Annotated in this window: 11 protein-coding genes; 5 read left to right on the forward strand and 6 right to left on the reverse strand. The window is 62.6% G+C overall.

Annotation, left to right across the window (positions count from 1 at the left end; all coding sequences use genetic code 11):
- Nucleotides 1-46: 46 nt before the first annotated feature.
- From SynMINOS11_RS07365 to SynMINOS11_RS07380, 4 genes are read right to left on the reverse strand one after another with little or no spacing between them, the layout of a single operon-like run.
- Nucleotides 47-1582, reverse strand: a complete 1536-nt coding sequence (locus SynMINOS11_RS07365) for a PhnE/PtxC family ABC transporter permease (RefSeq protein WP_186547638.1) — start codon at nucleotides 1580-1582, stop codon at nucleotides 47-49.
- Nucleotides 1579-2286, reverse strand: a complete 708-nt coding sequence (locus SynMINOS11_RS07370) for an ATP-binding cassette domain-containing protein (RefSeq protein WP_186547640.1) — start codon at nucleotides 2284-2286, stop codon at nucleotides 1579-1581. The genes SynMINOS11_RS07365 and SynMINOS11_RS07370 overlap by 4 nt, the downstream gene beginning before the upstream one ends.
- The gene (locus SynMINOS11_RS07375; RefSeq protein WP_441351178.1) at nucleotides 2286-3176 is read right to left on the reverse strand and encodes a putative selenate ABC transporter substrate-binding protein; all 891 of its coding nucleotides are present in this window, start codon (nucleotides 3174-3176) and stop codon (nucleotides 2286-2288) included. The genes SynMINOS11_RS07370 and SynMINOS11_RS07375 overlap by 1 nt, the downstream gene beginning before the upstream one ends.
- Entirely contained in the window at nucleotides 3173-4351 is a 1179-nt protein-coding gene (locus SynMINOS11_RS07380; RefSeq protein WP_186547644.1) for a pyridoxal phosphate-dependent aminotransferase, read from the reverse strand. The genes SynMINOS11_RS07375 and SynMINOS11_RS07380 overlap by 4 nt, the downstream gene beginning before the upstream one ends.
- An 82-nt stretch (nucleotides 4352-4433) precedes the next feature.
- Here SynMINOS11_RS07380 and SynMINOS11_RS07385 point away from each other — a divergent pair, with 82 nt between their 5' ends.
- The 5 genes from SynMINOS11_RS07385 to SynMINOS11_RS07405 all read left to right on the forward strand — a co-directional run bounded on the left by SynMINOS11_RS07385 (nucleotide 4434) and on the right by SynMINOS11_RS07405 (nucleotide 8616).
- Nucleotides 4434-4784, forward strand: coding sequence for a VOC family protein (locus SynMINOS11_RS07385; RefSeq protein ID WP_186547646.1), 351 nt, complete (start codon nucleotides 4434-4436; stop codon nucleotides 4782-4784).
- Nucleotides 4781-5365 (forward strand): uracil-DNA glycosylase, encoded by a 585-nt coding sequence (locus tag SynMINOS11_RS07390; protein WP_186547648.1) that lies wholly within the window; start codon nucleotides 4781-4783, stop codon nucleotides 5363-5365. Before SynMINOS11_RS07385 ends, SynMINOS11_RS07390 begins: the two co-directional genes overlap by 4 nt.
- Nucleotides 5362-5910: a phosphoribosyltransferase gene (locus SynMINOS11_RS07395; protein WP_011935878.1), complete on the forward strand. Its 549-nt coding sequence runs from the start codon at nucleotides 5362-5364 to the stop codon at nucleotides 5908-5910. Before SynMINOS11_RS07390 ends, SynMINOS11_RS07395 begins: the two co-directional genes overlap by 4 nt.
- Before the next feature lie 40 nt (nucleotides 5911-5950).
- Nucleotides 5951-7183 (forward strand): (E)-4-hydroxy-3-methylbut-2-enyl-diphosphate synthase, encoded by a 1233-nt coding sequence (gene ispG, locus SynMINOS11_RS07400; RefSeq protein ID WP_011935879.1) that lies wholly within the window; start codon nucleotides 5951-5953, stop codon nucleotides 7181-7183.
- A gap of 92 nt (nucleotides 7184-7275) precedes the next feature.
- Nucleotides 7276-8616, forward strand: a complete 1341-nt coding sequence (locus SynMINOS11_RS07405; protein WP_011935880.1) for a S41 family peptidase — start codon at nucleotides 7276-7278, stop codon at nucleotides 8614-8616.
- A 3-nt stretch (nucleotides 8617-8619) separates the two neighbouring features.
- On the opposite strand, the gene SynMINOS11_RS07410 is transcribed toward SynMINOS11_RS07405, so the two are convergent.
- Nucleotides 8620-8808: a hypothetical protein gene (locus tag SynMINOS11_RS07410; RefSeq protein WP_186547650.1), complete on the reverse strand. Its 189-nt coding sequence runs from the start codon at nucleotides 8806-8808 to the stop codon at nucleotides 8620-8622.
- A gap of 76 nt (nucleotides 8809-8884) precedes the next feature.
- The gene (gene mfd, locus SynMINOS11_RS07415; protein ID WP_186547652.1) at nucleotides 8885-12436 is read right to left on the reverse strand and encodes a transcription-repair coupling factor; all 3552 of its coding nucleotides are present in this window, start codon (nucleotides 12434-12436) and stop codon (nucleotides 8885-8887) included.
- Nucleotides 12437-12464 lie beyond the last annotated feature (28 nt).

A 12464-nucleotide genomic window follows, 5' to 3' on the forward strand; every position in this document is an offset into this window, starting at 1 on the left:
CAGATGAGCTCTGAACCTCAGGCTCAGCTCCAGCACATGGTGTTGATTAGCTGCTCGCAGAGGGGGGACACCCCTCCTGGGGGAGCGGACCGCTCAGCAAGCGGCGGCGATACAGATCAGCCAATTGTTCGCCCACCAAGGTGAGGGCGGCATACACCACCAAAACCGGCAACACCTCGCCCCAGGCAAACGAACTCAACGACTCCAGCAGCACCACCCCCAAACCACCGGCGCCCACCAGCCCCACCACCACGCTTTCGCGCAGGATCACATCAGCGCGGTAGGCACCAAAACTCAGATAGCTGCGGCCGATGCCGTTGAAGCCAGCCATCAGCAACACCTGCCGCGGACTGCCGCCGGCGAGCCGCAATGCCTGAGCCGGCTGTGGTGGCAAGGCGTCCAGCCCCTCCAGACCAAGACGTCCAAGGATCCCGGCGTTGTGAATACCCAGCGCCAACACCGCCGGTAATAGCCCGGGCTGAAGCACAAACAGCAGCAACAGAGCGGTTAAGGGCGGCGGCAGCAAACGCGCCAATAGACCGCACGCTGACAGCAACAAGCGCGGCCAGCGCCCTGGCCCCAAGAGCAGCAACAACAACGGCAACAGGGCCACCGCCAACAAAGCCGCCAAGGCAGTCAGCAGCAGCGTGCTGCCAATCAACTGCGGCCAGTCCTGCAGCCAACCATTGGGGTCCCACAGGGGCAGCACCTCCGGCCATTGCCAGGGGGAAAACAGCACCTGCCAGCGCAGCTCCAACCAGCGCGATGCTGGCAGCAACAGCAACAGCAAGGCGGCGAAGCCACCAAGCAATTCGCGGTTGGGCTCTTGCCAGCGCTGCCGCAAGCGCGCCAACACCAGCTCGAGGGCCAGCATCACCGCGGCCAACAGCCAAAGGCTGGTCCACACCTCATGGAACTGCAAGGACTGCAGGGCCAAGCGCAGATCAGCGCCAATGCCCCCAAGGCCAAACACCCCCAGCAAGGTGGCCGAGCGCAAGGCGCACTCAAGCCGGTAGCCCCCATAGCTGAGCAACTGGGGCCAAAGCGGCGGCGAGAGCGCCATCAACAAGGCGGCGGGAGCCGGCGCACCCGCCAACCGCAACGCCTCAAGGTTGCGGCGCGGCAAGCCATCGAGCTGTTCGGCCACCACACGGGCAAACAAGGCTCCATAGGGCAGAGCAATGGCCAGCACCGCCACAGCCGGATGCAAGCCGAGCAGCTGCAACAGGATCAAGCCCCACAGCAGCTCATGCAACGAGCGCGGAATCACGAGCACGCGGCGCAACAGCAGCGCCGGCCAACTGCACCCCCAGAGCGTGCGGCTCACCACCTCAGCGGAGAGAACCCCGCCAATCACGCCAAGCAACAAGCTGAACAGCCACGACCAGAGAGCCACCGCCACGGTGACGGCGATTCCTCTGAGCGATGCCGCGATCAAAGCTGGATCGGTGCTGGGTTGAACCGCCGCCACCAGGAACTGGCCGATCAGATCAAAGCCGCCGCCATGCCAGGACGCTGGCAGCAGCGCCAGCAGCGGCAACAGCACCAACGCGGGCAGCAGCAGCTGGCCAGCGGGGCTCATGAATACAGCTGCTCCAAATCCGCGGCTGACAGCGCCGAAGGAGGGCAATCGAATAACAGTTCACCGTGGCGCAGGCCTACCACCCGATCAAAATCCTCCAACCAATCGGAGCGGTGCAGGCTCATCAACAACCCCCGCGGAGGCATTGCCAACCCCAATAGCAACTGCAACAAGCGCCGTGCCAAGGGCGGATCGAGCTGGGCGAGGGGTTCATCGGCCAACAGCAACTCCGCGTTTTGACGCAGCAGCCGCGCCAAGGCCACCCGCTGACGCTGCCCACCCGAGAGCGAGCTCAGGGGCAAGGGGAGCAGTGATGCGTCCAGTTCCACCTGGGCGAGCGCTTCAGCGCAGGGGCGAGACTCCAAGGGCTGCAGCAGGTTGAGCAGCACCTGCCACCACGACCAGGCCGCTAGGCGGCCGGTGTTGAGGTTGTGCTGAACAGAGATTCCTTCGATCAAGCGCAGGTCTTGCCAGAGCGTGCCAATCCGCGAGCGCAAGCGGCGGCGAAGCCGTGGTTCGCCAAACCACTGCACCGAACCGCTGCTGGGCTGAATCAATCCATTGGCCACAGCGAGCAGGGTGCTTTTCCCCGCGCCGCTGGCCCCCACCAGGGCAACGCGCTCTCCAGGTTTGAGGCTGAGGCTGAGGCCACGGAGCCGCGGGCGCTCACGCCCTGGAACCGTGACATCCCTCAGCTCCAGCATCAGCGGATCTTGCCGAGCGATCGGCCCACCGCCTCGATATTGGCGTAGTCAGCGTCCTTGGCCGGAATGAACCGTCCTGCCGCAAACAGCTCCAGGATGGTTTTTTGGCGCGGCTGGCTTGGGCTGAGGTTGAGCAAGCTCTGCTGCAGCTTGCCTGTGAACCCAGCACCAAAGCGCTGATCCAAATTGCCCTGGGCGATCCAGTGGTAGTCGGCATAGGGCGGAGTGCGCCACAAGAGCACCACCTTGTTGGTATCGACCTTGCCTTCCTTCAGGCGGCTATCCCACACCTGGCCATTGAGGGCACCGGCTTGATAAGCGCCGCTTTGCACCAGCGCAAGGGTGGCGTCGTGGCTGCCGCTGAAACCCGGGCGGCCAGAGGCAAAGTCTTTCGGGGTTACCCCTGCCTGAGCGAGGAAGTATTGGGGCATCAAACGGCCGGAGGTGGAGCTCTCTGAGCCGAAGGCAAAGCGCTTGCCCTTGAGTTGCTGCAGGTCGTTTTGAGCACTGAAAGGCTTCAGACCAGCCGATTGGTTGGCGATGAAAACCGAGCGGAACTTGGCATCCACATCGCGCTGCGCAATGACCTTGGAGCCAGGGGTCTGCAACCGAGCTTGAACCCCGGTGAGCCCGCCAAACCAAACCAAATCAAGATCCCCGCGGCGGAAGCCAGTGACAGCAGCGCCGTAATCGACAACGGGCTTGTACTTCACCGGCACGCCCAGCTGATCACTGAGTTCTTTGGCCAACAGGCCATAGAGGCGGTTGAGCCGTTCTGGGTTTTGATCGGGAATCGCGCTAATCCTCAGCACCTGGAAAGCCAGGGCAGGGGCCACCGGTGCCAGCAGCAGCACCAGAGCCAGAGAAAGAAACCGAATCAAGAAGATCAGAGCGTGTGCAGGAAAGAGTTCAGACGGCTCAAGCCGTCATCGATGGTGGCCGTCTTGACGGCACAAGACAGACGGATGCAACGGTCATCGCCAAAGGCCACCCCGGGCACTACCGCCAATCCTTGTTGATCGAGCAATTGCTGGCAGAAGGTCATTGAATCGAGGCCAAAGGCACTGATATCCGGGAAGGCGTAGAAGGCCCCATTCGGGGGCACTACCACCACATTGCTGAGCTGTTGCAAACCAGCGGTGAGATGGCTGCGGCGCTGCGAAAAGCTGCGGGCCATCTCCTGGACACAGTCCAGCGGTGCTTGCAATGCCGCCAGAGCCCCGCGCTGGGCAAAGCTGCAGACATTGCTGGTGCTCTGGCTCTGCAAGGCGATGGCCGCTTTGACCACCTCGGCAGGACCCGCCAAATAGCCCAAGCGCCAGCCCGTCATGGCCCAACCTTTGGCGAAGCCATTGACCACGAACAACCGATCAGCCAGATCAGGCGCCAAAGCGGCAAGGCTGTGATGGGTTTGCCCATCGGCGAGCAGGTGCTCGTAGATCTCATCGCAAACCACAGCCACCTGCGGATGGCGGCGCAACAAGGCGGCAATGGCTTCCAACTCCTCGCGCTGCAACACCAATCCCGTTGGATTGGAGGGTGTGTTGAGCACCAGCAAGCGGCTCTTGGGTGTGATCAAGGCTTCGAGGGCCTCGAGATCAAGGCGGAAGCCATCGCTGGCATTGCTGCTGAGCAAGCGCACCTCGGCCCCTGCCAAGCGCGCCAGCTCGGGGTAGGTCAGCCAGTACGGCGCCGGCAGCAACACCTCATCGCCAGGGTCGAGCAGCACCTGAAAGAGGTTGTAAAGCGCCTGCTTGCCGCCATTGGTGACCAGCACCTGGTCACTGCGAACCGCCATGCCATTGCAGCGGCTGAGCTTCTCAGCGATGGCTTGGCGTAGCTCTGGATCGCCAGCGGCTGGGCCGTAGCGGGTCATGCCCTGCTCGAGGGCCGCCGCTGCCGCCTGGCGAATAAAGGCCGGCGTGTCGAAGTTGGGTTCTCCAGCACTGAGGCTGCAAATGTCCTGCCCCTCGGCCTGCAGCTGTTTAGCCCGGGCCGCAATGGCAAGCGTCAGAGATGGCTGCAACGAAGCCGCGCGGGCCGAAAGCTTCATGGGCATGGGCACACCCTCGTGGTGCCGCTCGGATCTTCGAATCCTCCAGTGTGCCTCAGCACTCGGGCATGCTGTGCGGGGCAACACCGCGGCAATGGGTGCACCGTTCTGGGTTCTAGCCAGTGAGGCCCCAGCGGCCTTGGCACGCTTTTACAGCCAGCTGCTGAACGTGCCCGTTGAGATTCAGGGTTCGGTGCAGCAACTCACGCTGAACCAGGGCCAGCAGTTGGTCATCTACCAACCCTCAACGCAAAGGCCCCAACCAGCGCAACACGGCCGTCTAGCGCTCTGCCTGCCCAGCGCCAATCTCCAGAGCAGCCTTGAGCAAGCCCTGGCCCAAGGGGCCAGAGCCCTGGAATCGATTCGCCAGGAGTCCTTTGGACGTGAAGTCTGGATCGAAGATCCCGAAGGCAATCGCCTGTTGCTTCTGGAGTGGGCCCGATGAGCAGCTCCTGGCCCCACCTCAGCGCCGCTTGCCACGGCTGTGAACGCTGCGAGCTGGCCACAACTCGGCACAACGTGGTCGTGGGGCGAGGCAATCCCCAGGCAAGCGTGCTGCTGATTGGTGAGGCCCCAGGCCAGCAGGAAGACGAACAGGGTGAACCGTTCGTTGGCCGGGCCGGACAACTGCTGGAGAAGCTCTTGGGGGAAGCCGGGCTTGATAGCCGCCGCGACCTCTACATCGCCAATGTGATCAAGTGCCGGCCACCCCAAAACCGCAAGCCCACGCGCACAGAGATCGAGCGCTGCTTGCCTTGGCTGCATCAGCAACTGGAGCTGCTGGATCCCCCCCTAGTGGTGCTAGCGGGAGCCACAGCACTGCAGGCGGTCTTGGGCATCAAAGGCGGCATCAGCAAACTGCGGGGCCAATGGATTGAGCAGCAAGGGCGCGCCTACCTGCCGGTGTTTCATCCCTCCTATCTGCTGCGCTTTGGCTCCCGCGCTCCGGGCGCGCCCCAAGAGCTCACGCTCGCGGACATGCAGGATGTTCGTCGCAGACTGGATCGGAAGGACTGGCCGCAATGACAGCACTGCCCCAGCTCAAGCCCCCGGCCATCAGCGACAACACCGCTGGTGAGCTGGTGGTGAGCTGGGAGCAATACCACCGGCTGATCGAGCACCTGGCGCTGCAACTGCATCAAGCCGCAGCGGATTTTGATCAGATCGTGGCCCTCTCCCGCGGCGGTTTGCGGGTGGGTGATCTGCTCTCCCGTCTGTTCGATCGGCCCTTGGTGGTGATGGCGGCCAGCAGCTACAGCGGCGATGGCGATCGCATTCAGGGCCAACTGAAGCTCGGCCATCAACTGGCCCACACATGCGACCAGCTAGGGCCTCGGCTGCTGCTGGTGGACGACTTGGTGGATAGCGGCACCACCTTGGTGGAGGCCAGCGCCTGGCTCAACACGGAAGTGAGGCCATCCCAACTGCTCACGGGGGTGCTGTGGCTCAAAGGCGGCAGCAGCTTTCAACCAGATTTCTGGGCCATGCATCTACCCGAAAACCCCTGGATCGTGCAGCCATTTGAGCGCTGGGAGCTGCTGCACCCCGGCGAACTCGAACCCATGAGCTAATGGTCTATGCCATGGTTTTGCGCAGACCTTGGCCCGCTCCATGACCGGCACCCTGGCCCCCACCACCTTGAGCGACACCGATTGGAGCCAGGATCCGCGCTTTGACACGGTGATTCACCGGCGCAAAACCCGCAGTGTGCGGGTGGGCGACATCTGGATCGGCAGTGAGCACCCGGTGGTGGTGCAATCGATGATCAACGAGGACACCCTCGATGTGGAGGGGGCCACCGCCGGCATCCTGCGGCTGCATCAAGCAGGCTGCGAAATCGTTCGGCTCACGGTGCCGAGCCTCGCCCACGCCAAGGCCGTCGGTGAGATCCGTCAGCGCCTCGAAGCCGCTGGGGCGAGCGTTCCGTTGGTGGCCGATGTGCACCACAACGGCATGAAGATCGCCTTGGAGGTGGCCAAGCATGTCGACAAGGTGCGCATCAACCCTGGGCTGTTTGTCTTCGACAAGCCCGATCCCAACCGCACCGAGTTCACACCGGACGAGGTGGCTGCCATTGGGGAGCGGATTACTGAAACCTTTGAACCCCTCGTCCGCAGCCTGAAGGAGCAGGACAAGGCCCTGCGGATTGGTGTCAACCATGGGTCCTTGGCTGAGCGCATGTTGTTCAGTTACGGCGATACCCCGCTGGGGATGGTGGAGTCAGCCCTGGAGTTCATTCGCATCTGCGATCGACTCGACTTCCACAACATCGTGATTTCGATGAAGGCCTCACGGGCGCCGGTGATGCTGGCGGCCTACCGCTTGATGGCCCACCGCATGGATGCCGAGGGGTTCAACTACCCCCTGCACCTGGGGGTCACCGAAGCAGGCGACGGTGATTACGGCCGCATCAAAAGCACCGCAGGGATCGCCACCTTGCTAGCCGATGGCCTGGGCGACACGATCCGCGTTTCCCTCACCGAGGCTCCCGAGAAGGAAATTCCGGTCTGCTACGGCATCCTCCAGTCCTTGGGGCTCCGCAAAACCATGGTGGAGTACGTGGCTTGCCCCAGCTGCGGCCGCACGCTGTTCAACCTCGAGGAGGTGTTGCAGCAAGTGCGCAGCGCCACCGACCACCTCACGGGCCTCGACATCGCTGTGATGGGCTGCATCGTCAACGGCCCTGGAGAAATGGCTGACGCCGACTACGGCTATGTGGGCAAAACCCCCGGCACCATCTCGCTCTACCGGGGACGCGAAGAGATTCGCCGCGTGCCGGAGGCTGAAGGCGTGCAGGCACTGATCGACCTGATCAAAGAAGACGGCCGCTGGGTTGATCCCTGAAGCTGGGGCCACATCCAGTCACAGACCAGCCGGCAGGCGCTCTAACCAAAGCCCAACCGTGACGTTACGGTTGGTAGATACTGGCAACTTCCATGGCTTCAACGCGTCTGCGTCGCATCGCCCTTGTCGCCCTGGCCGGTGCCGGCAGTTTCGCGGGAACCCTCGTTCTAAGTAGTGATCTGCTGCTGCACAGCAGCACCGCCGCGATCATCTCCGACAGCCCCAAGGAGGTGATGGATGAGGCCTGGCAGATCGTGTTCCGCGACTACCTCGACACCACGGGGAACTACAGCGAGGAGAAGTGGAAGACCCTGCGGCGGGATCTGCTGAGCAAGAGCTACGGCAATACCAAAGACGCCTATGAAGCCATTCGGGGCATGCTCGGCACCCTGGATGACCCCTACACGCGGTTCATGGACCCGCGTGAATTCAAGGAGATGGAAATCGACACCTCAGGGGAACTCTCTGGGGTGGGTATTCAACTGAGCCTCGACAAGGACAGCAAAGAGCTGGTGGTGGTTTCACCCATCGACGGCTCACCCGCCTCGCGGGCGGGGGTGCAACCCCAAGATGTGATCACGGCCATCGACGGCAAAAGCACCCGGGGGATGACCACCGAAGACGCGGTCAAGCTGATTCGCGGCAAGGTTGGCACCAAGGTGGTGCTGGAACTGCGCCGCGGCGCCGGTCAATTCGTGACCGTGGATTTGATTCGCGATCGGATCGAACTGGCCGCCGTTGATTCCAGCGTGAATGTGGCCCCCAACGGCGCCAAGGTGGGCTACATCCGCCTGAAGCAGTTCAACGCCAATGCGGCGAAGGACATGCGCAATGCCATCAATGAACTCAGCGGTGAGGGCGTCAGCGGTTTTGTGCTGGATCTGCGCAGTAACCCCGGCGGCTTGCTGATGGCGAGCGTGGAAATCGCCAGGCAGTGGCTCGATGAAGGCGTGATCGTCTCCAGCTCCACCCGTGATGGGGTGAGTGATGTCAAACGGGCCAGCGGCCGTGCCCTGACCAAGGCGCCGTTGGTGGTGCTCGTTAATGAAGGCAGCGCCAGCGCCAGCGAGATCCTCTCGGGCGCCATTCAAGACAACAACCGCGGTGTTGTGGTCGGCAAGAAGACCTTCGGCAAGGGGCTGATCCAGTCGGTGCGTGGGCTCTCCGATGGCTCCGGGATGACGGTGACCATCGCCAAGTACCTCACCCCCAGCGGCAAAGACATCCACAAACAGGGCATCACCCCGGATGTGAATGCCAACCTCAGCAAAGCCCAGGCTCAGCGCCTGAAATTTGAAGACCTCGGTACCCGCAATGACCCTCAATACCGGGTCGCCGAATCAGAGCTAGCCAAGCTGCTGCGCCAAAGCAACGCAAAGCCCGAAGTGAGCTTTGAGGGAGACGTTCAACTGAACGTTTTCAGCGCCAACTAAAAATCAGGAAACCGGCTGCATCAAGCCGCCGCCGGGGCTGGAATCGTCGTCGTCGTTGCTCTCGGATTGCCACAGGGCGAAGAAACCCAGAGCCACGGCGCCGATGACGGCACCGAACAATCCGAAGGGAAAAGAACTACCCGCTGCGAAAACTGCGCCAAGTCCGTCATTCAATTCGACGATGGCATTCATGCGCAGCTCGCTTTTCAACTCGCCGCAGTGTAACGAACTCTTGCGAGCCTGAGAAGCGTTTTCTAAGGAAAACCTGTCAAACGCTCAAAACAGCCTGGTTGTCAGCCTGTTGTTTGGCTTCACGCTCAGCGGCAGAAAGCCCGTCGGCATCAGGGATCTGAGCCGCCATTGTCTCCAGCCAAGACTTGAGCTCATCCAGCTGCTTGTCGGGCGCCAACACCCCAAGACCGCGGGCGAGCACCTTGGCGGTGGTGCCGCTGCCGGCCTGATACACCAAACGGCCATGCAGGTGGGTGGCCAAACCCTGGCGCAGGCGGCGGAAGGCGGGCTCTTCCATGGGTGTTTCCAACACCAAGTTGGGTTTTTCAGGCTTGATGCGCGAGAAACCGCAACGCTTGGCCAGCAGCTTGATCTCCATCAGCTGCAGCAGCGACTGCACAGGAGCCGGGAGGGGGCCATAACGATCCACCCAATCAGCTGCCAGCTGCAGCAGGCCCTCCCGGCTGTCGCAGTCTGCGGCAGCGCGATAAGCCGACATTTTCTCGTCGGCTTCGGTGACCCAATCGGCTGGGATGAAAGCCGTCACGCTTAGATCGATCTGGGTGTCATCCACCGCCGGGATGTCCTGACCACGAATCTCGGCGAGCTCCTCTTGGAGCATTTCCATGTAGAGGTCGAAGCCGATGGTCTCCATCTGTCCGCTCTGCTCCACCCCCAGCAAATTGCCAACGCCGCGGATTTCCATGTCCCGCATCGCGAGCTGATAGCCGCTCCCGAGCTGGGCAAATTCTTGGATCGCCCGCAGCCGCTGCCTTGCGGCATCACTGAGGCTGGCGTCACCCGGATAAAACAGCCAAGCGTGGGCCTGGATGCCACTGCGGCCCACACGACCCCGCAATTGATAGAGCTGTGAGAGGCCAAATTTTTGTGAGTCTTCGATCAGGATCGTGTTGACCCGTGGAATGTCGAGGCCGCTCTCAACGATCGTGGTGCAGAGCATCACATCGGCCTCACCGGCGTTGAAGGCCACCATGGCGCTCTCCAATTCGCCCTCCGGCATCTGGCCATGGGCCACCAGCAGCCTTAGGCCTGGAAGCATCTGACGCAGCCCACCGGCCACCTCCTCGATGCCCTCCACCCGCGGCACCACATAAAACACCTGCCCGCCGCGATCGAGCTCTTGGCGGATGGCACTGCGCACCGCCTCTTCATCGAGCGACGCCAGGTGGGTCTTGATCGGACGGCGCAGGGGCGGCGGCGTGGTGATCAAGCTCATCTCACGCACCCCGGAGAGGCTCATGTAGAGCGTGCGCGGGATCGGGGTTGCCGAGAGGGTCAAGACATCAACGTCTTTGCGCAGAACCTTGATCTTCTCTTTTTGGTTCACGCCAAAACGCTGCTCCTCATCCACCACCAACAAGCCCAGCTGCTTGAAGCTGGTGCCCTTGCCCAGCAATTGATGGGTCCCCACCACCACATCAATCGCCCCATCACTGAGGCCTTTGAGAATCTCTTTGCGCTCGCTCGCCGTGCGGAAGCGATTCAGCAGCGCCACCTTGATCGGATAAGGCGCAAAGCGTTCGCTCAAGGTGCGCCAATGCTGTTGAGCCAGCACGGTGGTTGGCGCCAGTAGGGCGGTCTGACGACCAGCGGTGACGGCCTTGAAGATGGCGCGCAGAGCCACCTCGGTTTTGCCAAAGCCCACATCACCACACACCAACCGATCCATCGGCTTGCCCTGCTCCATGTCGCGCTTCACCTCGGTGATCGCCTTGAGCTGATCAGGCGTGGGCTCGTAGGGGAAGGAATCCTCCAGTTCGTTTTGCCAGGGCCCATCCACCGGGAAGGCCAACCCTGGTGATTCGGTGCGCTCGGCGTAGAGCTTGACCAAATCAAAGGCCACCTTGCGCACCGCTTTGCGGGCACGGGCCTTGGTCTTGGCCCAGGCGGCACCGCCCATCTTGTTGAGCTGGGGCGGGGCATCACTACTGGCCCTGAAGCGGCCCAGGCTGCCCAGCTGGTCGGCCGCCACCCGCAGCAAACCATCGAGGTACTGCACCACGAGGTAGTCGCGGGCATCACCGCTGATGGCCAGCTTTTCCATCTTCAAAAAGCGACCGATGCCGTGGTTGCGGTGCACCACGAAATCCCCCTGTCGCATGCGGTTGGGATCGACTGTGCGGCTGGCCGCGCGGCGGCGGCGGCGCACATACCCGCTCGCGGTGAGGTTTTGCTGGCCGAAAAATTCCCGGTCGGTGATCAGCGCCAAACGCCAGGCCGGCAGCTGCAATCCCTCGAGCTCGGCAGTGCCCTTGGTCTTCAGGGCCACCGGCGTGTTCTGTTCGATCAACCGCTCAATGGCTGGTTGATCGCCGGGGTTGGGCACAAAGCGCGTGATGCAGTCGTGCTCTTCCAGCAACGCCACTGCGCGTGAGGGCTGGGCCGACAGCAACCAAACGCGGGTTTTCTCGCGCTGAAAATCCTTGATCAGGCCGGCCAACTTGCCGAACTGATTGGGGTAGGCGGGAACCGCCCGGCTGTTCAGATCAAAACTGTTGGGGTGCTGATCGGTTTCAGCCAATTCCGCCAGATCAAAGCCAGCAAAAGCCTCCAAGGCCTCGATCGTGTCGCTGATCGGCCGATGCAGTGTTGGTGGCAGCAAGCCATCCACTTCATCGCCGTGGTGCTGCTCGGCGTGATCAAACCACTGCTGGCCATGGGCCATGGCCTGACGGCGCTCATCGAGCACCAGCAAGGTGTGCTCGGGCAAGTAATCCAATAGAGACGATGGCTGCTGCCAAGCCAGCCCCATCAAGCGCCGCATGCCTTCGGGGGTATCGCCTGCCAGCAGCTGCTCCATGGCCTCGGCATTGAGCAATTGATCCAGCTGATCGGGGAGGTTGGCCCTGAGGGCATCAGCCACCAGGGGCCCATAGCCGGTGGGTGTGATCCGCACCAGATCAACAGCATCCAGCGAGCGCTGGGTGGCGGGATCAAACTCCCGCAACTTCTCGAGGTCTTCGCCGAAGAACTCCAATCGCACTGGCAATTCAGCGCTGACCGGGAACAGATCGACAATGTCGCCGCGACGGCTCCAGCTGCCCTCCTGCTCAATGGTGGAGACCCGCTCGTAGCCCAAGCGGGCGAGGTTGGCGGCCAGCTCCTCCAGATCAATGCTGGCGCCTTTGCGCAGGGTGAGGCACTGGTCAGCCAGCACGGCCGGCGGCGGCAAGTGGGGCTGCAAGGCCCGCTCGGTGGCCACGATCACCCCCTGCCAGCCGTCGCCCTGCTCATCCACCAATTCGCTGAGCACCTGCAACTGCCCCCAGGTGATCTCGCTGGTGGGGTCGAAGGCTTCGTAGGGCGAGCCCTCACTGGTGGGATAAAGCTGTGTGGTGGGCCAGCCCATCAACTCCAGCAGGGCTGCCCAGCGGCCGGCTTCTTCCAGGGTGGGCACCACCACCAGCAAAGGAGCGCCCTCGCAGCGGGCCATGGCTGAGGCCAACAGCGCCCGGGCACCACGACTGGCCCCCTGCAATCGCAGGCGATCAGGCCGCCGGGAGCGTTCCAGCACCTCGCCGGTGAGGGGCACCTGCTGCAGCTGGCGCACCAAAGCGGTGAGGGGCATAAACGCGAAGAGAAAGCAGTTGCTGATC

The sequence above is a fragment of the Synechococcus sp. Minos11 genome (assembly GCF_014279855.1).
Lineage (GTDB): Bacteria > Cyanobacteriota > Cyanobacteriia > PCC-6307 > Cyanobiaceae > RCC307.

What these genes read in the sequence shown, in the direction of transcription:
- ispG (WP_011935879.1), top strand. Translation starts at nt 5,951, where the DNA reads ATGACCGGCACCCTGGCCCCCACCACCTTGAGCGACACCGATTGGAGC.
- SynMINOS11_RS07410 (WP_186547650.1), bottom strand. Translation starts at nt 8,808, where the DNA reads ATGAATGCCATCGTCGAATTGAATGACGGACTTGGCGCAGTTTTCGCA.
- mfd (WP_186547652.1), bottom strand. Translation starts at nt 12,436, where the DNA reads ATGCCCCTCACCGCTTTGGTGCGCCAGCTGCAGCAGGTGCCCCTCACC.
- SynMINOS11_RS07405 (WP_011935880.1), top strand. Translation starts at nt 7,276, where the DNA reads ATGGCTTCAACGCGTCTGCGTCGCATCGCCCTTGTCGCCCTGGCCGGT.
- SynMINOS11_RS07395 (WP_011935878.1), top strand. Translation starts at nt 5,362, where the DNA reads ATGACAGCACTGCCCCAGCTCAAGCCCCCGGCCATCAGCGACAACACC.
- SynMINOS11_RS07370 (WP_186547640.1), bottom strand. Translation starts at nt 2,286, where the DNA reads ATGCTGGAGCTGAGGGATGTCACGGTTCCAGGGCGTGAGCGCCCGCGG.
- SynMINOS11_RS07390 (WP_186547648.1), top strand. Translation starts at nt 4,781, where the DNA reads ATGAGCAGCTCCTGGCCCCACCTCAGCGCCGCTTGCCACGGCTGTGAA.
- SynMINOS11_RS07385 (WP_186547646.1), top strand. Translation starts at nt 4,434, where the DNA reads ATGGGTGCACCGTTCTGGGTTCTAGCCAGTGAGGCCCCAGCGGCCTTG.
- SynMINOS11_RS07365 (WP_186547638.1), bottom strand. Translation starts at nt 1,582, where the DNA reads ATGAGCCCCGCTGGCCAGCTGCTGCTGCCCGCGTTGGTGCTGTTGCCG.